Raw genomic sequence first — 25394 nt, forward strand, 5'->3', positions numbered from 1 at the left:
AAGAATATATTGTTGTTTTCTTTCTCAAGTACTTTTTCCTGTATGTTAAGATATTAGTGAAGTTAAACGTAATACGTTTTACGTTATACGTTGGAAAACGGATAGGGTACGCTCGCAAGAACGTACAACGTATCACGTACAACTTCCAAAACCTTCAGGTGCCTATATCGGCGGTGTCCACCTCTTCCCATTCCGAACAGAGAAGTTAAGCCCGCCAGAGCCAATGGTACTGCCGTAACAGGTGGGAGAGTAGGTCGGTGCCCAATTTTAAACGAAAGCTCAGTACTTCATTGTACTGGGCTTTTTTTGTGGACCGTGCTTTCGCTCAGCTAGAGCCAAGGGTGCTGTCCGACCCAGGAGGATGGGATGGTAGTTAATTGGAGCTTTTTTCAAGATAGGATATTAAAGAAAAGAACCAGCCTGCTTCCTCCTGACAGTAAAAAGCAAGGAAAATTGAGAGTGATGCCGCTTGGATTAACAGCTGAATTTCTGTTTAGTGTTAAAGAAAGCTCAGGGCTGTTCCTTCCTGCATAATACTCCATTCCTTTCACTATCCAAATAATCAACCAATCACCATAAACACCCCTATCATTGCTCTTTGCTTTTAATACCATTTCAATGTCAAATACGCTATCTCTTTGTATTTGGTACAGAACCGGAAATCTTCCATATTCGTATATATCTGTAATATTTAGGATTGAATATTTTTCGCATACTCGTTGGGTCAAATAATTCGTTATCTTGAACATACTTTGTATAAAAACTAATCAAAAAATGAATTTTATTAAAAAACTATTATACACTGCAGCAGTGTTCGCACTGCCTTTAACGTCTTCTGCTCAGAGCAGTGATGAAAAGCCAAAAGAGAACTGGTTTAATCTTGACCTGAAAGCCGACGGAACTTTCGGGATTAGTACAGAACGAGCATACAGCGAACTGCTGAAAGGCAAAACTTCCAAAACAGTGGTCGTTGCTGTAATTGACGGTGGAATTGATGAAAATCATGAAGACCTTAAACAGGTAATGTGGGTAAATCCAAAGGAGATTGCCGGGAATGGGATTGATGACGATAAGAACGGCTACATCGACGATGTTCATGGCTGGAACTTTATCGGTTCTGCAAAAGGAACGAATGTTCACCATGATAATATGGAAGTTGTTCGACTGATTAACAAACTGCAGCCAAAATATGCAGCTGCACTTAACTCCACGCCATTCACTGAAGCCGAAAGGAAAGAGTTTCAGCTTTACAAAAAACTGGTTACGGACTACATGGAGAAACTTCAGCAAGCTCAGATGGGACTTCAAAATACCACGATGATCTTAAAGTATCTCGACGGGATCCTTGTTAAGATGGGTAAGACCGAGCCTACTATTGACGATTTCAATGCCTATAAGCCTGAAGGGGATATAGAACCACAGGTAATCAAGTTCCTCAAACCTGAAATTAAGAAAACCTCTTACCAGGAATTCAGACAAGAGCTTGAGGATGGATTGAAGCATTACGACACTCAGGTTAAATATCACTTAAACCTGGAGTTTGATCCGAGGAAAGATTCCGTTGGCGATAATTATGCTAACAGTAATGAGCGTATTTATGGAAATAATGATATAACCGGACCAGATGCTGAACACGGTACGCACGTGGCAGGAATTATTGCCGCCGTTCGGAGTAATAGCCTGGGTATTAAAGGTGTCGCAGATAATGTCAAGATCATGGCACTCAGAACCGTGCCTGATGGAGATGAGCGTGATAAGGATGTTGCAAATTCTATAAGGTATGCGGTTGATAATGGTGCAAAGATCATCAACATGAGCTTCGGTAAAGCGTATTCATGGGATAAGAAAGTCGTGGACGAAGCTGTAAAATATGCAGTTTCGAAAGATGTACTATTAGTTCATGCAGCTGGGAATGATGGAAAGAATACCGAAAAAGAAGATAATGTGCCGAATCGTTTATTCGCTGATAGCACAGGGGTTACTATGGGTACTGCTGAAGGATGGATTGAAGTTGGCGCATCGGGCTGGAAGAACGATGAGGATCTTGTAGCCTCTTTTTCGAACTACGGCGGTAAATCTGTTGATGTGTTTGCTCCGGGCGTAAAGATCAATTCTACCATGCCCGATTCTAAGTACAAAGAAAATGATGGTACAAGTATGGCGTCACCTGTAGTCGCTGGCCTGGCTGCCTTAATTCGTTCTTACTATCCTCAATTTACAGCTGTCCAGGTTAAGGAAATCATTATGAATTCTGTTACAAAAGTGGAGCAAAAAGTCAAGATCAGAGAGGAAGGAAGTTCTAATAAAGTTCCGGTTAGTCAGATATCTGTGTCTGGAGGAGTAGTTAATGCATATAATGCACTGCTTCTTGCTGAGAAAACAAACTCTACAGCTTCCGTGAAATCTAAGTAAGAGCTTAAAGCTTAGAACAAAAAAGGGTGCACCGTCAAGTGCACCCTTTTTTGTTGTTGAGCTATTCTATTAAAAAGACATTCCTGTCTTCAGAGTAAGATATCGCCCTTCTTTAGAGAACCCATAACCGCTCGAGACTAATAACTTATTGTACAGATTCAGCCATACACCCGGTCCGTATCCCGAATGCCAGGTGCTCTCTTCTGGTAGATCTGAATAAACACGGCCAGCATCATAAAATCCAAATAATCCAAAATCGCCTGTGAAAATGTAGTTCCTGAAGTGCGTTACCTTAAACCTGACTTCGGTGTTTTGATACAGGTACGACCGGCCTGAGAAACGATTGTTTCGGAAGCCCCGTAGGTTTGTATTACTACCCAGTGAGTTTGCCTGGAAGAACTTATAGTCGCCTAAATTTGTTGCTGCGCCAAACCTAATGGCCGCCGTAACCGGGAAGCTGAAATTCGGTGTGGCATAGAAGGAAATATCACTCTTTAGTTGTGCATAACGATGTTTATTGCCCTGAAATTCATTGAAGTAATTGATCTGGCTGTTCCACCTGACTCCCGATCCAGGGAACAATGGATCATCCACAAAATCGATATTGGCAAAAGAACGTATGGTTCCATAACGCGACGCTGACGCGATATCATCCTTCTCAGGAAAACTTGGTGAGGCCACGAATCGCAGTGCTGGCTTCTCTACCCGGAAGTACTCAAATCCAGGCCCGATACCAACACTGAAGACCTTAGTAAACCGGTGTTGCAGATATGCTGCAGTACTGAAGTTTTTAGTCCTTACCCTAAAGTAAGTAATGTTATCTCCGACATTTTCTGTTGAATTTCCTTCACCGTAGTAGTTAAATGTGTATTTCGGGCCATTGTATGTTGCTCGAATGATCAAATCCCAGTTGCGTTTGAATACTGAATAGAAGTCTCCTTTGTACCCGATAGTATATGCACCTGTGTGAGGGGCATAATTACCCAAAAGACTTTGGATTGAACTTGCCGGAGATTTTCTGAATCCATAATGTGTTTTACCAAAACCACCGCCGATGAATAGGCCATCGTCGGCATTATAGTCAAGTGATGGTCTTATCCCGCCCTTGTCATACACAAATGAATTCACATTGTAATCGTTAACATAGCCTTCGGCAGACATTCTCAGGGCAGTATTCTCCCCACGGTTGATCACGTTTTTCTCAGTCTCAAGATCGTAATAGAATGATCTCCCTTTACCTAAGTCCGTGAAATTATCATTACCGTCGCCACCTACAACCCGTACTTTTATCGGGCTTGAACTTGACCCGTCAATCAGAATACTGTCGCGTCCATTTAAAGCATAGATGTTGAGTTCTTTGGTTTCCGAGTTTAGGAAAGTCCGGTTGTAAAGCGGACGAGTGACGTTCTCGTTAGAGTCGATCTTATGCATGGTAAGTCGAGTGGTGTTTTCAAAACGTTCGATCCGAACAAACTCTTTTTTATCAGATCCGGCAACAGTCACTTCTTTTGCCAGCACCTCGAAATATTGATCCGCAACAGAAACCAACTGTCCGCGTCTTGATTTTAATTTGTCGATGATCTCCTGTCCGGATGCATGATAAACTTCTGCTGGCATTTTCTTCACAGACAGTTCAATTACCTCATCAGTAAGATCACTCTGCACCTGCGTAGCAATCCGGCGCCAGTCTTCCCGTGTCAATTCATTTAGCAGGTTTCTGTCGAGATTACGCGCGGCGATAGATAGATCTGCCGGGTCTCCTATTTGTGGCAGGAACGATTGAATATCCGGCAATACCTTGCTTACCAGTTTAGGTATTAGTCCGTCGAATTTTGTAAATGCCTGATCTCTGTCTCTTGGTATCGGCCTGAAAATAACACCCCCTTCTTTCTTAAATTCTCCCCATCGCCACTGATCCTCATGCCTGTCCCAGTCACCAATGAAAATATCAAACAAACGGGATTTAAGGAACATTTCCTGATCTACTTCATTGTCATTATCATCCCGTAGTTCTTCATACATTTTAGGGGTGCTGACCGCGTTGTTGGCGTTACCAAATTCGCTGAAATCCGAAACGTCCTCGTCTGGGCGGGCTTCAATAAGACCAAATTTACCACCCACCTGTTGTATATACGGACCAAGCAATGTCGAATATGGCATATAAACCAGTTCCGGGTTCGTATGATAGATACCAATTGCTTTTGCCATGTCAGGAACGATCAGCGCGCCATAGGGATGCGCCGAGGATATCTGATCCTGGATAAAATCTTCTGCAAATGTCTTAAGGAAACCCTCTGGAAGAAGCGCTGTTGGATTTTTAGCGATCGTCCGGAACTGGTAGATGTTTTTATCTTTTCCTTGAAGCTGGAGGCTGGTCGTTTGTTTACCACCGCCCATTTTGATAGGGGTGAGGCCACCGCCAAAATTATTCAGATCAAGGTATTTAACAGTAATCGGTATCGCCCAGGTGTCGCGGTAGTGCTCACCAAACAGTTTTCGCTTGAACGGACCAGCTCCAAAGGTATCGCCGGCGACGATCACTTTCGTGCTGTCTACGTAGCTAATGCTTTTTTCTTCAGCGGTCTTGGCATCGGCCTTAGCCGGAATAGCATATAAAGGTGTCCTGTAAACAATTTTTCCGGTGGAGCCATCGTCTACCGGCTCCCAGAATTCAAGCCATGCCTGCCCATTGTCATAATAATTCAGGCGGGCAAAACCCTGTGAACCACCGCCGTAAGAGAACAGGGCACCATTACCTTTGATCATCGTGGACGTTTTAGCACCTGCGCCGCTGATGATATGGTTGATGTCGTTGTATTTATTGAACTGCAGCGCGTGCTCATGCCCTGCTGCGATAACTACGTTCTTTTCGTCTTCAAGAATAGAAAGCAAACCTCTTTTCAATTGCTGATAATCCTTATTTGAAAGATCCTGACGCGAAATACCATATTGTCTCATCAGGGGATAAATTGCACCGATTATAGGAAGCGGAATATAATAGTTATCCCGTACCAGGGTTAATGGGAAAAGATAATCTTTAAGGGTATAGTAGCCGCCATGCCTGCCATTACTGAATAATGGGTGATGCTGAGCGATAATAATATGTTTGCCTTTGTTCCTTAAAACGATATCCTGAACTTGCTGGATCATTTCAAGACGTGTCGACACCGTACATCCGTTTTCCGGTGCCAGTGATTTTTCATGCTTTTGTAACCACCATTCCGAATCAATAGCGATGATCACCAGGTCATTATTCATCTGCACTTCCACGGGGCCTCCGCAGCCATTGCTGGGCATAAAAACATCCCCGGAATTCAGATATGCCTCAATGTATTGTTCCTGACGGTTTATTGCCTCCAGTCCACCTGGCCGACTCTCATTCCAGTCGTGATTACCCGGAACAAAGATCTTTTTCCCTTTGAAGTTCTTAACGACATTCATTTGTTCATTAATGCGGCGCTCCTTTTCCTTGCGGTCGGAGGCATCCGGCTCAGGCAAACCAGTTTCGTAAATATTGTCTCCCAGGAAAATAACAACATCTTCTGCATGTGAATTATTAACCACACCCGTATCCGGCTTTGCGTTAACCCTCGAAGTGTCATGATGAAATACCTGCGACTGTAAAAGCTTGAGAACAGGTTCTTGCCGGTCTTCATCCGGAACACCGCCATCACCAAAAAGCCAGACTGAATACTTTAGTTTTAAGGTATCAGGGCTGTTAGCCTTTTCCCAGTTCGCCTGGGTTTTATCGTAAAAAGGCTTATAAGTAGTACAAGCCTGAATTGCTAAAACGCTTACAGCAATTAAAAAAAGGGCAGATCTGTTAAATTTAGTGCTCATGTGTAATTTCAATAATGTTCCCGATTCCTGACTTGCTTCCTTCGTTAGAAATATAAAGTTTGCCATTCGGAGCAAAGGCAATTCCCTCCGGCTGTTTGTATTCGACCCCGGAGAACTGAATAATCTGGTTCATCACTCCTTGTGGCGTTAAAATTATGATCAAGCCATTGAGCGATGAAAGGACGTATATCTCCCCGGTTTTCTCATTAAGAGTAATCGCTGAAGAGCGAAATACTTTATTCATGTTTTGGTTGCCGATAGCCTTGAGGAATTTTTTGGAACTTTCCTCCAAAGCATCCCCCTCAAATTGGGCAGAGATGTCGTCCAGCCTGATCGAAAATGCGGGTTCGGGATTAAATTTCATGGTTTTCAAATCAAAACCATAAATCTGCTTAGTTGTTTTATTCTCGTCCAGCCCATGTTCTTTTGGTGCGATGAGCAGGCGATGATTTTTGGAATCGTATGCCATTCCTTCGATATCATTCTTCTTGGTAAAGGGGGTTGCAACCGTATTTACCACGGGGTTGGTGGATTCAAAATTCTTGATTTGTGTCAGTTTTCCTTCACTGGTAATGACATACATGTCTTTACCCACGCGAGCCAGGTCTTCATAATCCCCGGCACCGGCAAACGTCTGTTTTTTTATGATTTTATTTTGCGGGAGATTATAATAGTATAAAATTCCTTCTTCATCCTGTATGGCAACCAATACAGTATCGCTCAAAAAAGTGATGCCTGAAATCTCGCTTAATTCAGGAGGAAGCTCGTGCACCGAGTTTTTAGTAGGAAAAATAACTTTAGAAGTAGGATCATCATTTGCGGCTTTTTCTGCAACAATAGGGTTATTGCACGATGCCAGCGCTATAATAATCAGCAGAGTAGCGTTTCTTATCATATTTTATTAAATTCATTCTGAATGATTTGCCATAATCATACCAAAGCCGGGAAATAAATAATATTATTAACGCATGATGGCATAGTTTTTACTATTAAGCATAAGAATTAACATAATTTATATATGAAGAGTAATACCATTGTTAAAGATGCTGCCGAATATGTTTTCAATTTATTCAAGGATAAATTGCCGGGAGATTATGTGTATCACAACTATAATCACACTGCTGAAACAGCCAAGGCATGTAAAAAGCTTTCTAAATCATACAATTTAACCAGCCGTGATTATGAAGTTTTGATGCTAGCAGCAATATTTCACGATACAGGATACATTACTACCTATGAAAATCACGAAGAAGAAAGCGTGAAATTTATGAAGGAGTACCTGACGGGAAATTACTCTGATGAGGATATCAGTGAAATTGAATCCCTGATCCTTTCTACTAAATACAGGACAGTGCCCGACGGCTCCCTGCAGGAAATTCTGCACGATGCCGACTATATAAATCTGGGCAACAAAAGCTTTGATCATCGCGCCGACTTATTACGGATAGAATGGGAGCGTATTCTCCAGAAAACGTATACCGAAGAAGAATGGGCTCAGATTCAGCTTCAGTTTTTACTGGACACTCAGTTTAAAACCGAAGAGGCCGTCTTGAATTACAACGAGCAAAAGGAAATGAATATTCTGAAGCAACGCGCTAAAATAGATAAGTTCACCAAAGAATCAGATAAGGATAAGTCAAAAGCTAAGCCTGTAAAGGATGGCCGGGGAATTGAAACCCTATACCGTTCGGTTTATGATTACCATATCAGCCTGACTTCTATCGCTGATAACAAAGCAAATATGATGATCAGTATTAATACTATCATCATATCAATTGTTATTACCTTATTTGGTACGGGCTTCACATTCTCCAGCCAAAGCGAATTCGCCAGTGTCCGATTTGTGTTTCCAATGGCGTTTTTGCTACTAACAAGTTTACTGGCAGTAGTATTTGCAATCCTTTCTGCGCGTCCTAACGTAACTACAAAAGAAAAGTACGAGCTAAGTAAAAAAGATAGCAGTATACTTTTCTTCGGAAATTTTGCGCAATTGCAACTGCGTGAATTTGTGGATAAGATAAAAGAGCTTAAACAGCAGAAAGACGAACTTTATGAAAGTATGTCGATTGATATCTACTATCTGGGCAGCGTGCTGATCAGGAAGTATAACTTTTTAAGCTGGTCTTATAATATCTTTATGTTCGGGATGGTGATTTGTGCGGTAGGTTTTGTGATAATTATGCTGTTTTCTTATTAGGTTTAATAATAGCAGCAACTTCCGTGTCAGGGAGGAAGTCCATTTAATGAAGCGCAATGTACCGGTAGCCAACATCTCCCGGGTATTCGTAGCTTTCTCAGCCTGTGCGAAGTTTCTTCCAATGAAACCATCGCTGGAAGTTACCTCATCTTTATGTTCGGTATGGTATTCTGTTCCGTAGGATTGGTGGTGATTATGCTGTTTTCTTACTAGGTTTAAACATAGCAGAAACTTCGGTATCAAGTAGGAAGTCCATTTCATCCAGGGTGATATAGCGGTAGCCCACGTCACCGAGAAATTCATAGCTTTCGCATCCGGTTCTTAACTCCTCCCAGTGGAACCAGCGTTGCAAATTGTCTCTGTCCTTTATTTTGGACAGATATTTATCCGTTAATAGGATATAGTTGAAGTCCGGAATTTTGTTCTTCAGCAATTTATGTGCGATGATCACATCCTGACCTAACAGTTTGATCCTTCCTTTAATATTTGCAATGCTGATATCTCCGTAGTGTATGATGATTTTTAGCCCCAGCTGACTGTCGGCAAGATACTTCTCATAATTTTCAGGGTCATTATTCTTAATTGAGGCTATAAAGTCAGAGAAGGTTTTGTAAAGGGCAGTACATTGAGCAGCCACCCGGCTCACAGCAGGTAACCTTCCGGTCTTATAAAAGAAAATCGCGTCACCTTCAATTTCCCCGATCTTCATCTTGAGCACATTGCAATCAATGAGTTTTCGCAGCAATGCCGGGATCACTTCCCTTGAGAATTGAATATCTGTAGTCGCTATAAATTTTGTAAAACCTGTTATATCGGGCACACAAAAGAATGCTGATTCAAGTTCGTCTTTGTTTTCCATATCAGGTATTTACCTCGGCTAAATTGTACAACTAATATACCACCTTTTGATAATCAATATGGCGATAAGCGTACCACTTTTAACAATAGTCGTATTAATTTACAGATTTAACTTTAAATCTTTTAGAAAGATCTCAAAACGGACACTTTTCCATCCATGGAGGCAACAATAACCCGATTCTTCCCGATCACATTCACCGTGTTGATCATGGAATTGTCCAGCTTATAGGCCCAATTGATTTTCTGAAGCGACGGGTCGATTGAATAAGTGACGCCGCTTTTAGTTCCGAAATATATACTCCCATTATTTTCAATAAGCATAGATGGTACATGCTCATACCCAAATCCACAATTCAATCGCCAGGCCAGTTCGCCTTTTGTCTTATTCGTTTTAAACGCTACAATCTCGTCGTTCATGGTTTTACCGTAAATCAGTTTGTTATCAGCGGAGATGCCAATTGACTCCCGGATTGTTGCTTCATTATTTCGCCACAGGGTTTTGCCTGTTGCTGCATCTATTGCCGACAGGAATTTGTCGGGTGCAACTACATATACTACACCATCGTAAGCTACCGGGTTGCACATGGCCGGTGATAAATGCCTCACCGCACTGCCATTATTCCATTTCCATAAAAGTGAACCGGTGGCTTTATCTAACGAATATAAATGTGTATCCCAGGATCCAAATATCACTTTGCCCTCGTAAATCAGCGGTTTGCTCACTACTGAACCTGTCAGCCCTCCGAAACTCCAGATCTCCTTGCCCGTTCTGACGTCAATCGCCCTGAAGTGGCGATCACTGCCGCCCACATAGGCAATATGATTTTCAATGGTTACAGCGCCCAGGACCGATGCGCCGGTTTTCAAGGCCCAGTTCAGCTTACCGTTCTTAACATTTAAAGAATAAATGCTGCCATCCCCGGATCCAATGACCAGGGTTTTGCCATCTACCGCTGCAGACGAATAGATCCCTCCGCCTGTTTGATATGACCACACAGGCTTGCCGCTTTTAACCGACACAGCCTCGATCTTGCCGAGACTATTACCAAATATTACCAGGCCATGGGCATATGCTGGCGTTGAAACCACATTGGCGCTTGAATGATAAACCCATTCGGCTTTTACATTACGATACTTTTCATTGATTTCAAAAGAGGGCCGCGGATAATTTCCCTGTACAAAGGATCTTTTTCCCAGCGCAATCTTCCTCCACGGACGTATAGCTTTTGTTAAAGGGTTACGCTCAGCGAAAAGTACTGAATCCGTGCGCACGGTAACCAGGTTATAGGCACCGGTTTCGGCCTTTGCTCGAAGATTAGAACGGCCATGAGTTGCCGGTAAACCTTCAAAATCTGCCGCCTTATTATTATGGTGATGACCAGCAAGAACGAACTGAGTATTGTATTTCTTCAACCGATCAGTGATCTCATACCAATTGTCGAGCTCATTGGTCAGCGGGTAATGATTCAAAAATACCAGGGGCTGCTCCTTAGGTGTTTTTGCCAATACGGAATCCAGCCAAACGACAGCATCACGTGGGATATGACCATCAGACATCCGCACATAAGGACCGGACGCGCAGCCGATAAAACGATAGCCCTTATGATCAAATACAAATTTATCATAGCCAAACTCCCGGATAAAATCCACACCTCCTGATTCCGACCAGCCGCTGTCGTGGTTGCCGGGCACTATATGATAAGGAATTTTGAGGTCGTTAAATATGCTCTTCGCCAGTTTGATTTCTTCAGCAGTTCCCATTTCAGTAATGTCTCCTGTGATCACTACGAAATCCAGATCAGTCTGTGAATTCAAGTCAGCAATTGTGCGTCTTAGATCGTCGGCCGGCACCCCTGGATCAGTTGAGATATGCGTGTCACTCAAAAAGGCAAATCTGAAAGGCTGCTGGGCGTTTGTAACAGTGAAATAGCAGGTGAAAAGTGCCAGTAAGATTAGTCGTTTCATCAGTTTATATTTTTTCTTAAACTCGAAACGAAACTAAGGATATTATATTGGTTCGTCCTTAATTCAATTAACATAATCTTTCCTTTTGAATACATCTTCACATCATCTAAAAAAATCAATTGAGGCACTTAGAATAATGATTTCTGCCTATTGAATATTCGATATATTATTATATTTACTAGTCGAAATTTCGATAGCTAATCAAATAATTTTTTTAAACTTTAATTCATTGCGTATGAGAAATCTGCTACTGGTGTTAGGATTTTTATTGTTTTTTAGTGATGCGTGGGCGGATAAAACCATTACGATTTTTTGCAGCCCAAATCAGGCAACTATTTACCGTGTTCTTGCCAATAACTCTGAGGTGGCTTTAGGAACCGGAACTGCTGTGCTAAAGATCGATAAAGATGAACCTATTAAAATTGTCGTTCGTCTCGATGGCTATAAGCCGCTAGTTCGAACCTATGTAAATTCCAAATCGGTTACCTTGCCGAAAGAAGACCGGCTGGTGCTTGAAGACCGGCTTGTGCGGGTAAATGCTCAGCCGCATGATGCCAGGATTTTTATTAATGGTGTCGACCAGTCAACGAATTCAGGATGGGTTGAGGTCAAAAAAGACGCATCCATTACTGTCGAAGTTAAGAAGGCTGGTTATTTTACAAAAGCTAAAACGTATCATAATCGTCAGGGGATGGATATTCCTCCGATTAATGAATCGATTGCGCTTACTGACCGTTCAATGTTCGTTAAAACTGTCCCGGCAGATGTGCAGGTGGTTATTAACGGGAAAAAAGTCAGCGAAGGAAACACAGAAATTGTAATCCCAATGGATGCTTGTGTAACCATAGAGTATGTAAAGGATGGTTACGTCACGGTAGAAAAGCAGTACTGTGCAAAAGAAGGACAGCCTGGGCCTCCAATAACGGAAAGCATTTCCCTTAAGGACAGGCAGGTCGCCCTGCGCACAACTCCCGAGGATGCCAGTATCAAGGTTGATGGACGTGTAATGGGCAAAGGAGAATACAAGGTGCGCGTGCCATTTAATCAATGTGTGGAAGTGATTGTTGAGAAAGCGGGATTTGTAATTTCCAAAAAGAGCTATTGTAATGAAGATGGTGTGCAGCCCCCTCCTATAGCAGAGCACCTGATCCTGCCACAGGATGAAGCCTTCATCAGTTCTGTTCAAAGCGACCAGGCAAACATCAACTTTACGATAGAAACCAGCAAGCCTGAAGCAGATGCATGGAAAGTTCTGAGCCAGATCACCATGAATTATTTTGACAATATTGAGCTGGCCGACAAAGAAACCGGATATATCCGCACAAGCTGGAACCTGAAAAATTTCCTTAACAACACAATCAGAACGCGGATTATAGTAAAACAGGCTGATATAATGCCTTTGAAATATTCTATTAAACTGGTGAGTGAGTATAGTGGTGAGGCCAAGACCAGTGTGAAGGAGGATGAATCGTATCTTCCATGGGACAGAATCCTGAACACATACAAGGACGTTATCTCGGAATTCCAGTCAAGGCTCAAATAGCCTAAAAAAAACCAGGTGAGTCGTGGAGGTAGAATAATTCCTCCGCGATTCATTATTTCTTTTTCAAGAATGGCATAATATTAGTTAGCATCTCAGCAGACCGCAGAACAAATTCAAAATTTGTTCGTTAAATAAAGACAACACTACAAAATTATGGCTGAAGAAACGAAAAAAGAGGTCGGTGAAAATAAGCATTTAACCACCGATGAGATCAGGGCGATTATAGATTTGGCCAAGCAGCCGGGACTGCGTTTTACCGTAGATCTGTACCTGCTGGATTACATTAAACACTGTTTCCTTGAAGACGGACAGTTATCGGCTAATATAGACAAGCTTAATTCTGCACTTGAGCACTTAGAAAATCCTGAAGCCAGGAAAGGTGTTGAGGATGTGCTAAGCAGCCTGAAGTGTGTACAAAGTGAATACAGCGAATATATTGAGGATATGCGGGTGCTTTCCAATGGCGAATATCCGGGTCCGCGCGGTGCTGGGCAGCTGGTCGAAACGATGAACTAATAAGAGGATATTTAGGTCAGTACTTTTAACTGACCTTTTTGAACCTCATCGTTTTGCCGATAAATTCAAATTGCCAGTAACCCTTCACGTTTAACACCCCATCATCATCCAGATAAGCCACGGAACTCCATGTTCTGCCGGTTTTTGCGTCATAGATCTTGCCATTCTCCCAGCGGCCATTTTTGGCGTTATATTCCAGCCGCGACAGAACCTGCATTCCTAATACCTTGCGTTTACGCAGCTTCGGGTCAGGATTGTTTTCGTCCAGGCGTGTAGCCATCGGCTTACTTGGATCATCATTATCTTTGAACCACAGCACCCTGCCTTTAAATTCATTACCCTCTTTGTACACCTGCACTTTAACATTCCGACGGGTCGACATCCACTGACCAAGTATAGCATCTGCACCAGGATTTGCTAATACGGGCATTACCCAAATTGCTACGGCAAATAGCAAGAAAAGAATTCGCTTTGACATCATACTATAAAAGTAGTGAATAGCACAGGATATGTTATAAGATACTCCCGCAAGGCAACAAAATTACACTTTAATTACTCAGGCTAACCTGGTGTACGCTGCATGAGCGCGTTCCGCCTGCTCCAGATGCCGGAGATTATGGTTTATCAGAAACTGGAATGTGTCGCCCAGCTTCATTCTGATCAAGCTGGAAATCGACGTAACGATCCTTACTTTATTCAAGCTTACCGCCCTGGAGGCATTCAGTAAATTGATCAGTTCCTGCTGCTGATCAATGAACCTATCGATAGCGGACTTATCCAGACTTGAGTTCAAAGGATTCTTGTCCTTAAAGGTTTTCATCTTATTCAGCTTCTCCTTTGGAAGCATGCTTTTGGCAAGATAGCCGCCTAAAAAGCCGCTGTTGAATTCCAAATCAGATGTGCTTTTAGATTCGCTGATTCGTCGTTTAATTTCCGGCAGGTAGTAGTCGCCGTACAGATTCAGGTGTTCCAGACACTCGAGCATACTCCAGGATGTCGCGTGGTCTTTCCAGCTTAAAGCCTGCAGCTCATAACTTTTAAATTTCTCAGCCCGGTTTATCATTAGCCGGGTTTGATCAAGCAGAGATTGTATTAGATCTTCGGATTGCATATTGTCTTAAATTTTATGCAAGATTCTAAAAGGCTACAATTTAAATATTGATTGAAGTCAAGACTTTTTTAAACGTGACAGGGTTTCCGGGCTCATCCGCAGGTAATTGGCAATGTGGCGATTAGGTATTTCCTGGAACAGCTGCGGACTTCTTTTCAAAACACGGTTGTATCTCTCTTTTGGGGAGCTCGTCAGGATGTCTACCTCACGCTCCATCTGTTGAAGCACGAGCTGCTCCAGAATTTGTATCCAGAGCAGCTTATTAGTTTCACTGGCCAGGAACGCATCCATCTGCTGTTTGGTGATTACCTTAAGCTCAGTCTTTTTAATCGCCTGGATAAAAAGATCGGATGGGCGCCCTGTTAGAAACGAATCCAAGGCAACAATTAAATTTCCCTGGTATCCAAAACGGATTACCTGTTCCTCATAATCGTCCAGTACAAAAGCTCTTAAACTTCCGCTTTCCACATAATACACATTGGTGTCGATGCTGCCTTTAACTTTGAGATATTCGTTTCTATCGAGAACGATCGTTTTGGCAGCAAGGTCAATGATAGCTTTCATCGGCAGTGTTTCTGATCATAAAGGTACTAATCCACCGAACAATTCATTTCCAGTTAAAGAATTTCCGGTTCTAAAAAGCTTGGGGCTGCTAAAGTAATTCCTGATAATCCTAACTTGCAGGTATATATTAAATATACAATGGAAATTGGTATCGACAGTTTTGCTTCAGCGATGTATGGCTCCAATTCGCTCACCAGCGTGGAAGCAATGGAACAACTACTTGAACGGATTAAGCTGGCCGACGAAGTTGGTCTGGATGTTTTCGGCATCGGGGAGCACCATAAAAAAGAATTTCTTGATTCGGCAACACCGGTCATTCTTGCTGCAGCTGCTGCACAAACAAGCCGCATCCGGCTAACCAGTGCCGTCACAGTATTAAGTGCCGCCGACCCGGTGCGGGTGTTTCAAAGCTTTGCTACACTCGACTTAATTGCAAAAGGCCGGGCAGAAATGGTAGTAGGCCGCGGCTCATCCATCGAAGCCTATCCCTTATTTGGATTCAACCTGAACGACTATGATGCACTCTTCCGTGAAAAACTGGACCTGCTCCTGCAAATCAGGGATCAGGAGTTTATCACCTGGTCGGGCCGCTTTCGTCCAGCCCTGAATAATCTGCCGGTTTACCCGAGGCCCGTTCAGGAAAAACTGCCGATATGGCTAGGTGTTGGCGGAACACCAGAATCTTTTGCCCGCGCAGGTACTTTGGGCATGCCGCTTATGGTCGCTATTATTGGCGGAGAAACGGAACGCTTTCGGCCGCTCGTTGATCTATATCGGGATGCCGGGGCACGGGCAGGATTTACTCCCGAACAATTAAAAGTAGGCCTTCATTCTCCAGGATATGTTGCGGCTGATGATTCTATGGCGGTTGATGAATATTATCCAGGGTATGCTGAGCTGTGGACACGATTAGGCCGGGAGCGGGGCTGGCCTCCTGTTACCCGTCCGCATTTCGATTCCCTCATGGGGCCGAAGGGTGTCCTGGTGGTTGGCGGACCGGAAAAGGTTGCTCAAAAGCTGCTGGCTCATAGTGAGTCGCTGGGTGGCATATCAAGATTTACCTTCCAGATGGATAATGCCGGATTAACGCATCAACAACTAATGCGCTCGATTGAGCTGATCGGGACGAAGGTGATTCCGCTGGTGAAAGCAGGTGCTGAAAAATGATGAAGAAGGTTCTCCTCATTACTGTATTCATTTTCCTGGTGGCTGCAGCTTCGGCGCAGAGAAAGAAAGCAATTTTTATAATTATCGATGGTGTATCGAAGGATGTCATCGAAAAAGTTGCCACACCTAACCTGGATGCCATTGCAGCGGAAGGAGGATTTCTCAGTTCATACCAGGGGGGTGAGCGCGGGGAGTATAACCAAACGCCGACAATTTCGGCACCTGGATATAATAATGTGCTGACTGGGGTGTGGTTCAACAAGCATAATGTGCCAGACAATGCCATCAAAGCGCCCAACTATCATTACCCAAGCATCTTCCGGCTTTTTGAAGATCAGTATCCCGATAGACAAACCGCAATATTTTCGAGCTGGCTGGATAATCGTACCAAGCTTGTTGGTGAAGGCTTGCCTCAAACAGGAAATATAAAACTGGATTATCACTTCGACGGACTTGAACTGGATACGGTGAAATACCCGCACGATAAGGGCCGGAACTACATGTCCGATATAGATCAGGCCGTTACTAACGATGCTGCGCGTTCAATCAGGGAGACCGGGCCCGATTTGTCCTGGGTATATTTGGAGTTCACTGACGATATGGGTCATCTGTATGGCGACAGCGATCAGTTCACCGATGCCGTAAAGCTTGCAGACCGGCGTGTGGGCCAGATCTGGGCAGCCATTAAAGAACGCAGGGAAAAATACAGGGAAGACTGGCTCATCATAGTCACCACCGACCATGGCCGGGATGCGCAAAGCGGTCGCGGACATGGCGGGCAATCAGATCGTGAAAGGGCCGCATGGATGGTCACCAATGCAAAAGATCTCAACCATCAGGCTAAACAAGCCGATCAGGTGAGTGCTGTGGACGTCCTGCCAACCATTGCCCGCTTTCTGGATGTGAAGCTATCGCTGCAGAACGAGCGGGAACTGGATGGAACACCCCTGATTGGGAATTTATCATTAACCCAGCTTAAAGCTATTCGTGCTGACAATAAGATCAACCTGAGCTGGCTGCCTGTCCGAAAGACCGGGAAAGTGAAAATTTGGATTACATCAAGTAATAATTACAAAATGAACGGTGCGGGCGATACGTATCGGCTTGTCGGCAAAGTGCCTGTGGGAGATGGTAATTACGTAATCGATGTAGGAAATCAGGCTCCTTCGGATTTTTACAAGATTTCTGTGCAAGGCAAATACAATACCCTTAACCGCTGGATAGTCAGTCCAGGCTCAAAGAACTAAGTAGATTTTACGACTGAACACTCCATTTACTATTTGCCCGCTGGCCCTTTTTTCTTAATTTGCAATAGTAATCTTCCATTATGAATAAGCATCGCATTTTTACTTTTATCCTTGTGTTGACCGTTTTGGCAACAGCATTCAGCAGCCAGGCCCAGACTACAGTATATATTGTCCGTCATGCAGAGAAAAATATGAAGGACCCTGCCTCTGCCGATCCGGCCTTGTCAATTGATGGGCAGGACCGCGCCAGAGACCTCGCGACACTCCTCCAGCCAAAGCGTCTGCTCGCTGCCTACGCCACCAACTCAAAAAGCAGTAAACTAACTGCAGAACCTTCGGCATACGGGCACGGTGTTAAGGTGCAGGTATATGATCCCACAGATCTTGCAGAGTTCGCTTCGACAGTACTCCGCCAGCATACCGGTGGAGCAGTGCTGATTGTCGCTGATCTGAATAACGTCCTGAACATGGTGGAAGCCTTTGGTATCAAGAGCACCATGCCTCCCCTAAATGCCGATGATTATAATTATCTCTTCGCGGTCACTGTAAACGGTGACTCCACACAGTTGATGATTACCCAGTATGGGAAGTTGAAGAAAACGGTTAAATAGGTTGACAGTTGAGGGTTGACGGTTGACAGTTGAGGGTTGACAGTTGACGGTTGATGGTTGACAGGGTCTGCTGTTCGGCTTTTCTGACTTAGCCATCCGACTTCCGACCTCAGACTTCCGACCTCCAACCTCCCAAGCCCCTGCCAAATACCGTAGAAATATTTGAAAATAATTTGTTGCTTTGCCTCGAATTTCCTGTCAGATATTGATGGAAAACAAAGGCTGCTACGCCCGCCCACAATCGCTAGCATTAACAAGCGTATTATGTCAACAAACCGTTCAAAAGTTTCAATTGCAGGACTGCTCATAGCCCTGGGTATCATCTTTGGCGATATCGGAACCTCTCCGCTTTATGTATTAAATGCCATCATAAAAGAAAAGACGATCAGTGAGCAACTGATCATTGGGTCGCTTTCTTTGATCATATGGACCCTGACGCTGCAGACTACCGTAAAATACGTCATACTAACCCTGCAGGCTGATAATAAGGGCGAGGGTGGTATTTTCTCGCTCTTCGCACTTGTCAGGAGAAGGCGCGGGAAATGGCTCGTATTACCCGCAATGATCGGGGGAGCAGCGCTGCTTGCCGATGGGATGATCACACCGGCGATTTCAGTTACTTCCGCTGTCGAAGGCTTGAAAAATGTACCTATACTTTCTGATATTTCCCAGACATCCATAATATACATCGTTATTGGGATCCTTACCGTGCTGTTCTTCCTGCAGCAATTCGGTACGGCTCTAATTGGAAGGTTTTTCGGACCAATCATGTCGGTCTGGTTTATTATGCTGGCTTCCCTGGGCTTGCTCCATATTTCAGACGATCTTTCAGTGTTTAAGGCGTTCAACCCGTATTATGGAATACAGTTATTGATCGAATATCCTAAAGGGTTTTACATCCTTGGCGGCGTGTTTCTATGTACAACCGGAGCTGAAGCCCTGTATTCTGACCTGGGTCACTGCGGCAAATGGAATATCCGGTACTCCTGGATCTTTGTAAAGACTTGTCTTATTATCAACTATCTCGGTCAGGGAGCCTGGTTGTTGAGTCATTATTCAGGCAAACACATTAGCAGCGAAATGATCGAAACAGGGTTCAATCCCTTTTATTCGGTTATGCCAGGATGGTTCCTGTATATCGGGATTATCATTGCCACAGCTGCAACCATCATTGCCAGCCAGGCACTCATTTCAGGATCCTTTACCCTGATCAGTGAGGCGATGCGCCTGAATTTATGGCCGAAGCTCAGAATTAATTACCCAACGGAAGAACGCGGGCAGTTATATATCCCCGCAATTAACTCTATACTGTTTCTCGGTTGTATAGGGATAGTGATCTACTTTGGAAAAGCATCCAATATGGAAGCAGCATATGGCCTTGCCATCACCTTGTGTATGATCTCCACCTCACTGCTCTTTGCTAACTACCTGGTCATCAAAAGAACATCACCATTTCTGATTTATCTCTACCTGCTGGTTTACCTTGCTATTGAACTGAGTTTCCTGGCCGCGAATATGGACAAGTTTCCGCACGGAGGCTATGTAACGGTTATTATTGGCAGCATTCTCTTTTATATCATGTACAACTGGTATACTACCCGCAAGATCAAAAACCGATACACTGAGTTTGTCGAGCTCGGGCATTATGTGCAGAAGCTAAAGGAACTTAGCAATGATACCAGTATCCCGAAATATGCAACGCACTTAGTGTACCTGACCAGCGCTGATAATCCCAAAGAGATTGAACACAAAACCATGTATTCCATTCTCTACAAGAAGCCCAAGCGTGCCGATATTTATTGGTTTATCCATGTGGATACGGTTGATGATCCTTACACCTGTGAATTCATCGTCGATCACATTGTCGAAAATGATGTCATACGAATAGAGTTCCGCCTCGGCTTTAGGGTTCAGCCGCGTATCAATTTACTATTCCGCAAAGTGGTGGAAAACCTGGTGCACAATAAGGAAGTTGACATCACCAGCCGGTATGACAGTCTTGAAAAAAGTAATGCGACAGGCGATTTCTCTTTTGTCGTGATGGAAAAATACCTGAGCAATGAGAACGAGTTATCCTTCCGCGACCGGGTGTTGATGAAAACTCACTTTTTCATTAAACATATCAGCCTATCTGAAGCATCTGCATTTGGCTTAGATACCAGTAATGTGGTCGTTGAGAAATTTCCGTTGATCGTAGCTCCGGTGGATAATATCAATTTGAAAAGGGTAAGCAAGTGAGGTCGTGGGTTATGGAAATATCAATTGAATTCAATGACTGACTAATCAATCTTGCCTGATAGTGTAGGCTTAGAAATAATGTAATGTTAATGCTCGAAATGAGATTAATTCGTCTTTTCCGAAATCTCAATTACAACCTGGTCAAGTTCTTTAGCTGAGGTGAAGAGCAGATCTAACAATTCGGGGTTGGGCTCAGTGGTCTGCAAAAGAGTCGCAAGTCCAAGAATGTTAGCCAGAGGCTTGCGCACAACATGCGATTGGATAAACCCAATCTCTTCGAGCTGCGTCTCGGCATGACCGAGCTTATCTTTTGTAATAACCAGTTCTGAAATATTGGTGCCGATGCAATATACACCACTTGGACTTCCGTCAGGTCCAAGGGTAGCCTGCATTTCCCAGCGGGTAGTTACAAAGCCACCTTGGCCGTCGTGCTTGCGCAGCGTAACCGGTACAAGTTCCTCAGGATGCTGCAAACATCGGTAGCCCGCAGCGGCGCATACTTCGATATCTTCAGGATGCAGGGTTACTGAAAATGATTGACCAAGGAGTGTTCCTCTCCCAAAACTGAAATTTCGGTCGTAGTTAGGGCTGACGTAGCTATACACGCTATTCAGGTCGACCGCAATGGTGTAAAAGTATTGGGAATCGTTGAGGAAGGTGTTTATTGCATTAATTGAAGTATCCATACAGTATTAAAATTCATGTCGCACGGGCTGCGAATACAAATGGTTAAGCTGGTTCAGGGTGATTTTGTTTGCTGCGGATTGAAATTCCGCGTTTATACGTTCGGTCCGTGATTTTTGCGGTAGTGTATGAACTTAGATGCCAATTTCGAAGTTCCCATTAACCTTATCTTCACGCTATGCAATAATCCTGATTATTAGTCCCCTGCCCTCCGGCGGACAGGTTAATGCCTGGCTTTAAAATAAACTTTTAGCAGAGTCTTCATACTTACCGCCTATTTCGCGTTCGGTGTACTGTCCACCCGGGTCGGACCTCACCATACTAACGGCACCATTCGGGATTAGAACCCAATAACTGTAATGCACCAGTGTTTGTGTTTAAAGCAACAGTAAGCTATTGACCGTAAGGCAGGTCTTTCTTTGCCGTTTGAAGCAGTAATTGGTAATCAGTGATCTGGTCTGGGCGGAGAGCCAGGCGCTTATACCCTTTCCCGAAAAACCGCGTCAAGCCCGGGAAGATTTCCTAATAGTACGTGGCCACATACTCCAGGAGCCCTCCTTCGACTTCTGACCTCAGACCTCTGACTTCATACTTCTTACTTCATTCCTCTTTCTTCACTTCTCCATAAGCAATCATTTAAATGGTTTATATTTAATATTCATACCGGTACAATTTTCTTAGCAGGCATCATCCTACGTTTATCTCCCGTTCATCCCGGCCTTCCCTAAGTTCATTTTAAGCTCTCCCCATAGCTACCATCCCTCTCAGGCTTCTGACTTCTGACCTCTGACTTCATCTCCCTGCGAAAACCCGCAAACCTCCCCACCTTTCATTCCAGAACCTGCACATACACGCACTGATTCCAGCCTTCTTATCTAAGGGTGATCTCAGTGCTTAGACAGTGTGATCTCAGTGCTTAGGAAGGGTGAAGCCGTGAAGATCAAAATGGAGTCAATTTGACTTAAAAGCTGCAGGTTTTTGCATGGCATCCTGCAAGACCAAATTTTCCACTCCCGTCGAAAAACGAAGAACGATTTTGTCTTTATGTCCGGGACAAACTATTTCGATTTGGGGGCTAGCAAGCGCAAAGTTCCCAATGCTCCCCAAAACTGAAGAACAAAATCATTCCTCTTTGCGGAACTATCGCCCCATTCACTCCGGAATACCGTTCCTATTTGCGGAACGGCACAGTTTCCATTTTCCTCCCTCATGCTTCCTGCTACCTGCATCATACCTCGTGTCTCCGGTCCATTTAATTAGGATTCACTAATTGTTCATTAACCCTTCACCGTTTTATCAAGGTATTTCAGTTTCTAATCATCCCACCTCTCTTTCTTTTTCGTACCCTTCACATCCCCAGATCGAACCTCATTTCTCCGATCTCTTTCAGTTTTCCACTTTCACTTTCCACTTTCCTCTTTCACCTTTCCTCTTTCACCTTTCCTCTTTCACCTTTCCCTCCCTATAATTTACTAAAATTCCTCCTCTTTTCCATGTAGAATGCACTTTTACGAAATTTTCAATGCCGGTGAACTCACAATTATGAAATCCGCAACGTCGGAACTTGACGAATTATGAAATTCGCAAGGCCGGCACTAACCGAATTATGAAATTCGTAATGAAGAATTCGCTTTATTTCGAGATTTGTAAAGAAAATGGGTAGAAATTCTGCGTGAAATTTGGATTTGCCTGTAAAAGTTTAGCTGCAAGTCAGAATCAGAATTGGCCAGCTTTAGAGTGTGTCGTTTTAGCGCAAATTTTATTTACTGCTTCTTCTCATAAACAATAATCATACTCAGATCATTCCCTTCCACCGGCGCAATCCCATGTGAGCTCCCCGTCCTCGTTAAAATTGCATCACCTGGTTTGACTGGAAATTTCTCGCCGTTTAATGTGATCACACCCTTACCTTCAATGATATAGTATACTTCATCTTCAGTTTGTTGATGATATCCGATCGCTGAACCCGACTTTAAGGTTCGCTTTTTAAATACGGTATGATAGCCAGGCGCTTTATCAAAGAAAGTATAACCTATGCTCTCGCCGCCTCCTTTATGTGGGCCGGGTTCCTTTTTCATAACCTGCTCATCACGTTCAAAAACATATTTAGCGGGATCAGATTTTGTGGGATCCGTCTGAGCCTGTGATGATGATACACCTGCAATAAGGAGCGCAATTATGATTAGAATAGTCTTGGTGTTATGCATCTGGTATTGTTGAAATATGATATGTCTGTTGATTAGCATTTTGACTTAATATACAAATTGCCTTCGACAGTGGGAACAAATGGATCGTACTGCGTGAAACGACTTACAACAGTTTTAAGGCATTCGGCCAGGTTCATTTCATAAGAAAAGCCCACATTCCTGTGAGCTTTGAAAGTGGTTTTACCTACTGCCAGATCCCCCGGCGTTCAATCCTCAGCAACCTCTATTCTTACTAAAATCCCGTTTGAAAAGCACCTTATTAGGCTGCTCAATCACATCGCCCGATAATATTAAATAGGGATGATTTGGGGAGTAACCCGCGCTGCGGCTTTTTACCACGATTCTGTCGTTAACTTTCAGGGTTTGTAACTTCTCGAAATCCTTAGGAATAAATTGCATCATGTATTTTTCCCCGGCAATTTCGACGATCAGCCATTTAATTGATGCGGATTTTCCGTCGCGTTTAAAAGTTGTTGAAGTTACAACGGCGTTCATCGGGGAGAAATCCTTAATGTTCTTTCTAATCTTGTCGTGACTGGCATGCACCTTTTTCCCGGCAGGAGAGGCTTCCCATAATTTATAATGTATACCATCTGGGGTATTTTCCCATTTCTTTCGGGCAGCTATACTAGCTTCCTTTTCGGCAGCAGTGGGGGCTTTCGGCTTAGTGGCTTTTTTATCATCGCGATTGGCAAATACGAATCCGCTTACCACAAGCATGGGTAAGATCAGCAGATAAATGGTTTTTTTCATATGTTTCATATCCTTTGAGTTTGAATAGTCAAATTTAGGCTTACTGCTGCTGCAACGAATGATTTGGGTTGTAAATAAAAATGTAAATTATGTAAATTATGGTAAACAGGGCTTATAAGGATCGTACGTTTCTGAAAGTAACGGCGATGACAAGTGTGGTATCCTGTTGGTTTCCAGTCGGCGAGCAAGCGGACAAGATAATTTAATTGCTCACACTGTACCCGGCCAGATCTCTAGCAAGATACAGTAAGGTGCTGACATGAAAATTCAACTTATTCGTGTCATTTTTTTAAAATACCTAATAAAAGGTCTGGTAGCTATGGTCGGCTTATATATTTTTGCCAGAAAAAATGTGATGAGAAATTTTAGAGTAATTAAAGCTATTCCAGTCGTTATCCTTGCAGTATTTTTAATGACCGGATTTTCAGGGTGTAAAAAGGTAAAAGATACGATTGAAGCAGCTTGGGAAGGCTATTGGGCAGGAGTATTCGACCTCGGTGACGGGTGGCAGATTGAGCTAAGCGGCGACAGGGCAACATACGTTACTGCCGGTATTTCAAAAACTGGAACCAATGTGGGCGATTCATTCGCCATCGGAATGGAATTAGTAGGCAATAATAAATGGAAGGGAAATATTAGAGATAAAAATGGTTTTGGATTTTTAGTTAGAGGTACTGCGGAAATAGTTAACAATAAACTTGTGATAACTCCCGACGGCGCTGCTCCTTACACGCTCAACAAGGGTGTTAAAAATACAGGCAGTTCGGGAGGGGGAACGGGTACTAATGCTCAGACTTTATTGAATGAGAAAGTTGATGGTAAGCGGGGAGATCAAAAGATATATAAGGTTACTATCCCAACCGGTGTAAAGGTTTTGGAAGTGAGAACAACTGAAGTTGCCGGCACTTATTATTACAATCTTGCTGACCTTTTTGTGAGTAAGGGTGTTGATCCAACGGTTAAACTTCTGCCAACTTATTCCTGGACTGCCGATAAAGCCAGCGTTAATCCTAACCGGGAAGATGACGTTGTGGTGTTTCAAAATCCGGCCGCAGGAGTGTATCATATCATGTTATATGGATACAATAGTGATTTTACGTCGCAGTTAGTTGTTAAGATTGAAAAATAGGGTAATTGCCACGCAGAAAGGATTGAAGCTGAAAGGGCTCTGAGAAGAGCCTTTTTATGTAGCACCGAAAGCCGTCCGCCGGATGCGGATAAAACAACTGCGCTTTGTCCGGGAATTCCAGCCTTAATGATTGTCCAGACCTCATCCCTGCCTTTTGCACTCTTTAGTTTTTTTTCTCTCTTCAAGGCTTCAGCTTTGGTCAGAAATTCTTCTGTGTATACGAGATCCAAGGGACGGAAATTTATTGTCCGGCCTTTGGTTGCAAGGTGATTGTGAGATTTGAGTCTTTCGTTGAGATCAGATGGGTATCCGATGTAGATTTTATTATGGCGAGCTGACTATAGAATATACA

The 25394-nt window shown here is 43.5% G+C and carries 20 protein-coding genes and 1 rRNA gene; 10 read left to right on the plus strand and 11 right to left on the minus strand.

The window, feature by feature from the left end:
- The first annotated feature begins 154 nt into the window (after positions 1-154).
- Together rrf and B5X60_RS15195 are read left to right on the plus strand one after the other, a co-directional pair.
- Positions 155-266 (plus strand): 5S ribosomal RNA (gene rrf / locus B5X60_RS15185).
- Positions 267-774: 508 nt separating this feature from the next.
- Positions 775-2412, plus strand: coding sequence for a S8 family peptidase (locus B5X60_RS15195; RefSeq protein WP_079703589.1), 1638 nt, complete (start codon positions 775-777; stop codon positions 2410-2412).
- 69 nt (positions 2413-2481) lie between these two features.
- Here the strand turns inward: B5X60_RS15195 and B5X60_RS15200 are convergent, their stop codons facing one another.
- The gene (locus B5X60_RS15200; protein ID WP_170878472.1) at positions 2482-6252 is read right to left on the minus strand and encodes a metallophosphoesterase; all 3771 of its coding nucleotides are present in this window, start codon (positions 6250-6252) and stop codon (positions 2482-2484) included.
- Entirely contained in the window at positions 6242-7147 is a 906-nt protein-coding gene (locus B5X60_RS15205) for an SdiA-regulated domain-containing protein (RefSeq protein ID WP_079703591.1), read from the minus strand. Before B5X60_RS15205 ends, B5X60_RS15200 begins: the two co-directional genes overlap by 11 nt.
- Positions 7148-7270: 123 nt before the next feature.
- On the opposite strand from B5X60_RS15205, the gene B5X60_RS15210 reads away from it, so the two are divergent.
- Positions 7271-8449: a Pycsar system effector family protein gene (locus tag B5X60_RS15210; protein ID WP_079703592.1), complete on the plus strand. Its 1179-nt coding sequence runs from the start codon at positions 7271-7273 to the stop codon at positions 8447-8449.
- A gap of 193 nt (positions 8450-8642) precedes the next feature.
- Here B5X60_RS15210 and B5X60_RS15215 read toward each other — a convergent pair whose 3' ends face one another.
- Positions 8643-9308 (minus strand): DUF2652 domain-containing protein, encoded by a 666-nt coding sequence (locus tag B5X60_RS15215; protein ID WP_079703593.1) that lies wholly within the window; start codon positions 9306-9308, stop codon positions 8643-8645.
- 122 nt (positions 9309-9430) lie between these two features.
- Positions 9431-11272, minus strand: coding sequence for an outer membrane protein assembly factor BamB family protein (locus tag B5X60_RS15220; protein ID WP_079703594.1), 1842 nt, complete (start codon positions 11270-11272; stop codon positions 9431-9433).
- 235 nt (positions 11273-11507) lie between these two features.
- On the opposite strand from B5X60_RS15220, the gene B5X60_RS15225 reads away from it, so the two are divergent.
- Both B5X60_RS15225 and B5X60_RS15230 read left to right on the plus strand, forming a co-directional pair.
- Positions 11508-12815 carry a hypothetical protein gene (locus B5X60_RS15225; protein ID WP_079703595.1) on the plus strand — a complete coding sequence of 436 codons (1308 nt, stop codon included), beginning with the start codon at positions 11508-11510 and terminating at the stop codon, positions 12813-12815.
- A 153-nt stretch (positions 12816-12968) separates the two neighbouring features.
- Positions 12969-13331 carry a hypothetical protein gene (locus B5X60_RS15230; protein WP_079703596.1) on the plus strand — a complete coding sequence of 121 codons (363 nt, stop codon included), beginning with the start codon at positions 12969-12971 and terminating at the stop codon, positions 13329-13331.
- A gap of 25 nt (positions 13332-13356) precedes the next feature.
- On the opposite strand, the gene B5X60_RS15235 is transcribed toward B5X60_RS15230, so the two are convergent.
- From B5X60_RS15235 to B5X60_RS15245, 3 genes are all read right to left on the minus strand, one after another.
- Positions 13357-13812, minus strand: a complete 456-nt coding sequence (locus tag B5X60_RS15235; RefSeq protein WP_079703597.1) for a DUF2147 domain-containing protein — start codon at positions 13810-13812, stop codon at positions 13357-13359.
- Between the two features lie 75 nt (positions 13813-13887).
- Entirely contained in the window at positions 13888-14442 is a 555-nt protein-coding gene (locus tag B5X60_RS15240; RefSeq protein WP_079703598.1) for a DinB family protein, read from the minus strand.
- 57 nt (positions 14443-14499) lie between these two features.
- Positions 14500-15006, minus strand: a complete 507-nt coding sequence (locus tag B5X60_RS15245) for a Crp/Fnr family transcriptional regulator (protein ID WP_079703599.1) — start codon at positions 15004-15006, stop codon at positions 14500-14502.
- A 114-nt stretch (positions 15007-15120) separates the two neighbouring features.
- Here B5X60_RS15245 and B5X60_RS15250 point away from each other — a divergent pair, with 114 nt between their 5' ends.
- The 4 genes from B5X60_RS15250 (at position 15121) to B5X60_RS15265 (ending at position 20269) form a co-directional block, all read left to right on the plus strand.
- Positions 15121-16173, plus strand: a complete 1053-nt coding sequence (locus tag B5X60_RS15250) for an LLM class flavin-dependent oxidoreductase (protein ID WP_245803542.1) — start codon at positions 15121-15123, stop codon at positions 16171-16173.
- Positions 16170-17420: an alkaline phosphatase family protein gene (locus B5X60_RS15255; protein ID WP_245803543.1), complete on the plus strand. Its 1251-nt coding sequence runs from the start codon at positions 16170-16172 to the stop codon at positions 17418-17420. Before B5X60_RS15250 ends, B5X60_RS15255 begins: the two co-directional genes overlap by 4 nt.
- Positions 17421-17500: 80 nt before the next feature.
- A complete protein-coding gene (locus tag B5X60_RS15260) occupies positions 17501-18031 on the plus strand; it encodes a histidine phosphatase family protein (protein WP_079703601.1) in 531 nt (176 codons plus the stop codon).
- 264 nt (positions 18032-18295) lie between these two features.
- Complete coding sequence (locus B5X60_RS15265; protein WP_079703602.1) at positions 18296-20269, plus strand: KUP/HAK/KT family potassium transporter; 1974 nt, start codon at positions 18296-18298, stop codon at positions 20267-20269.
- A 104-nt stretch (positions 20270-20373) separates the two neighbouring features.
- On the opposite strand, the gene B5X60_RS15270 is transcribed toward B5X60_RS15265, so the two are convergent.
- The 3 genes from B5X60_RS15270 to B5X60_RS15280 all read right to left on the minus strand — a co-directional run bounded on the left by B5X60_RS15270 (position 20374) and on the right by B5X60_RS15280 (position 23922).
- Positions 20374-20955: a PAS domain-containing protein gene (locus B5X60_RS15270; RefSeq protein ID WP_079703603.1), complete on the minus strand. Its 582-nt coding sequence runs from the start codon at positions 20953-20955 to the stop codon at positions 20374-20376.
- Between the two features lie 1761 nt (positions 20956-22716).
- Positions 22717-23199 (minus strand): cupin domain-containing protein, encoded by a 483-nt coding sequence (locus tag B5X60_RS15275; RefSeq protein ID WP_245803544.1) that lies wholly within the window; start codon positions 23197-23199, stop codon positions 22717-22719.
- Between the two features lie 174 nt (positions 23200-23373).
- Positions 23374-23922 (minus strand): hypothetical protein, encoded by a 549-nt coding sequence (locus B5X60_RS15280; RefSeq protein WP_221406268.1) that lies wholly within the window; start codon positions 23920-23922, stop codon positions 23374-23376.
- A 250-nt stretch (positions 23923-24172) separates the two neighbouring features.
- Here B5X60_RS15280 and B5X60_RS15285 point away from each other — a divergent pair, with 250 nt between their 5' ends.
- Complete coding sequence (locus B5X60_RS15285) at positions 24173-25042, plus strand: hypothetical protein (RefSeq protein ID WP_079703604.1); 870 nt, start codon at positions 24173-24175, stop codon at positions 25040-25042.
- On the opposite strand, the gene B5X60_RS15290 is transcribed toward B5X60_RS15285, so the two are convergent.
- On the minus strand, positions 24976-25362 hold the full coding sequence (locus B5X60_RS15290) for a GIY-YIG nuclease family protein (RefSeq protein ID WP_317043761.1): 387 nt from the start codon (positions 25360-25362) through the stop codon (positions 24976-24978). The genes B5X60_RS15285 and B5X60_RS15290 overlap by 67 nt on opposite strands.
- Positions 25363-25394: the final 32 nt, after the last annotated feature.

Origin of the sequence: Daejeonella lutea (genome assembly GCF_900168015.1) — a bacterium.
GTDB lineage: Bacteria > Bacteroidota > Bacteroidia > Sphingobacteriales > Sphingobacteriaceae > Daejeonella > Daejeonella lutea.

Excerpts from the sequence above, each read along its gene's own strand:
- B5X60_RS15220 (WP_079703594.1), bottom strand. The coding sequence starts at position 11,272 with ATGAAACGACTAATCTTACTGGCACTTTTCACCTGCTATTTCACTGTT.
- B5X60_RS15265 (WP_079703602.1), top strand. The coding sequence starts at position 18,296 with ATGTCAACAAACCGTTCAAAAGTTTCAATTGCAGGACTGCTCATAGCC.
- B5X60_RS15225 (WP_079703595.1), top strand. The coding sequence starts at position 11,508 with ATGAGAAATCTGCTACTGGTGTTAGGATTTTTATTGTTTTTTAGTGAT.
- B5X60_RS15255 (WP_245803543.1), top strand. The coding sequence starts at position 16,170 with ATGATGAAGAAGGTTCTCCTCATTACTGTATTCATTTTCCTGGTGGCT.
- B5X60_RS15240 (WP_079703598.1), bottom strand. The coding sequence starts at position 14,442 with ATGCAATCCGAAGATCTAATACAATCTCTGCTTGATCAAACCCGGCTA.
- B5X60_RS15205 (WP_079703591.1), bottom strand. The coding sequence starts at position 7,147 with ATGATAAGAAACGCTACTCTGCTGATTATTATAGCGCTGGCATCGTGC.
- B5X60_RS15230 (WP_079703596.1), top strand. The coding sequence starts at position 12,969 with ATGGCTGAAGAAACGAAAAAAGAGGTCGGTGAAAATAAGCATTTAACC.
- B5X60_RS15210 (WP_079703592.1), top strand. The coding sequence starts at position 7,271 with ATGAAGAGTAATACCATTGTTAAAGATGCTGCCGAATATGTTTTCAAT.
- B5X60_RS15280 (WP_221406268.1), bottom strand. The coding sequence starts at position 23,922 with ATGAAACATATGAAAAAAACCATTTATCTGCTGATCTTACCCATGCTT.
- B5X60_RS15285 (WP_079703604.1), top strand. The coding sequence starts at position 24,173 with ATGAAAATTCAACTTATTCGTGTCATTTTTTTAAAATACCTAATAAAA.
- B5X60_RS15235 (WP_079703597.1), bottom strand. The coding sequence starts at position 13,812 with ATGATGTCAAAGCGAATTCTTTTCTTGCTATTTGCCGTAGCAATTTGG.
- B5X60_RS15200 (WP_170878472.1), bottom strand. The coding sequence starts at position 6,252 with ATGAGCACTAAATTTAACAGATCTGCCCTTTTTTTAATTGCTGTAAGC.
- B5X60_RS15245 (WP_079703599.1), bottom strand. The coding sequence starts at position 15,006 with ATGAAAGCTATCATTGACCTTGCTGCCAAAACGATCGTTCTCGATAGA.
- B5X60_RS15260 (WP_079703601.1), top strand. The coding sequence starts at position 17,501 with ATGAATAAGCATCGCATTTTTACTTTTATCCTTGTGTTGACCGTTTTG.
- B5X60_RS15195 (WP_079703589.1), top strand. The coding sequence starts at position 775 with ATGAATTTTATTAAAAAACTATTATACACTGCAGCAGTGTTCGCACTG.
- B5X60_RS15215 (WP_079703593.1), bottom strand. The coding sequence starts at position 9,308 with ATGGAAAACAAAGACGAACTTGAATCAGCATTCTTTTGTGTGCCCGAT.
- B5X60_RS15270 (WP_079703603.1), bottom strand. The coding sequence starts at position 20,955 with ATGGATACTTCAATTAATGCAATAAACACCTTCCTCAACGATTCCCAA.
- B5X60_RS15275 (WP_245803544.1), bottom strand. The coding sequence starts at position 23,199 with ATGCTAATCAACAGACATATCATATTTCAACAATACCAGATGCATAAC.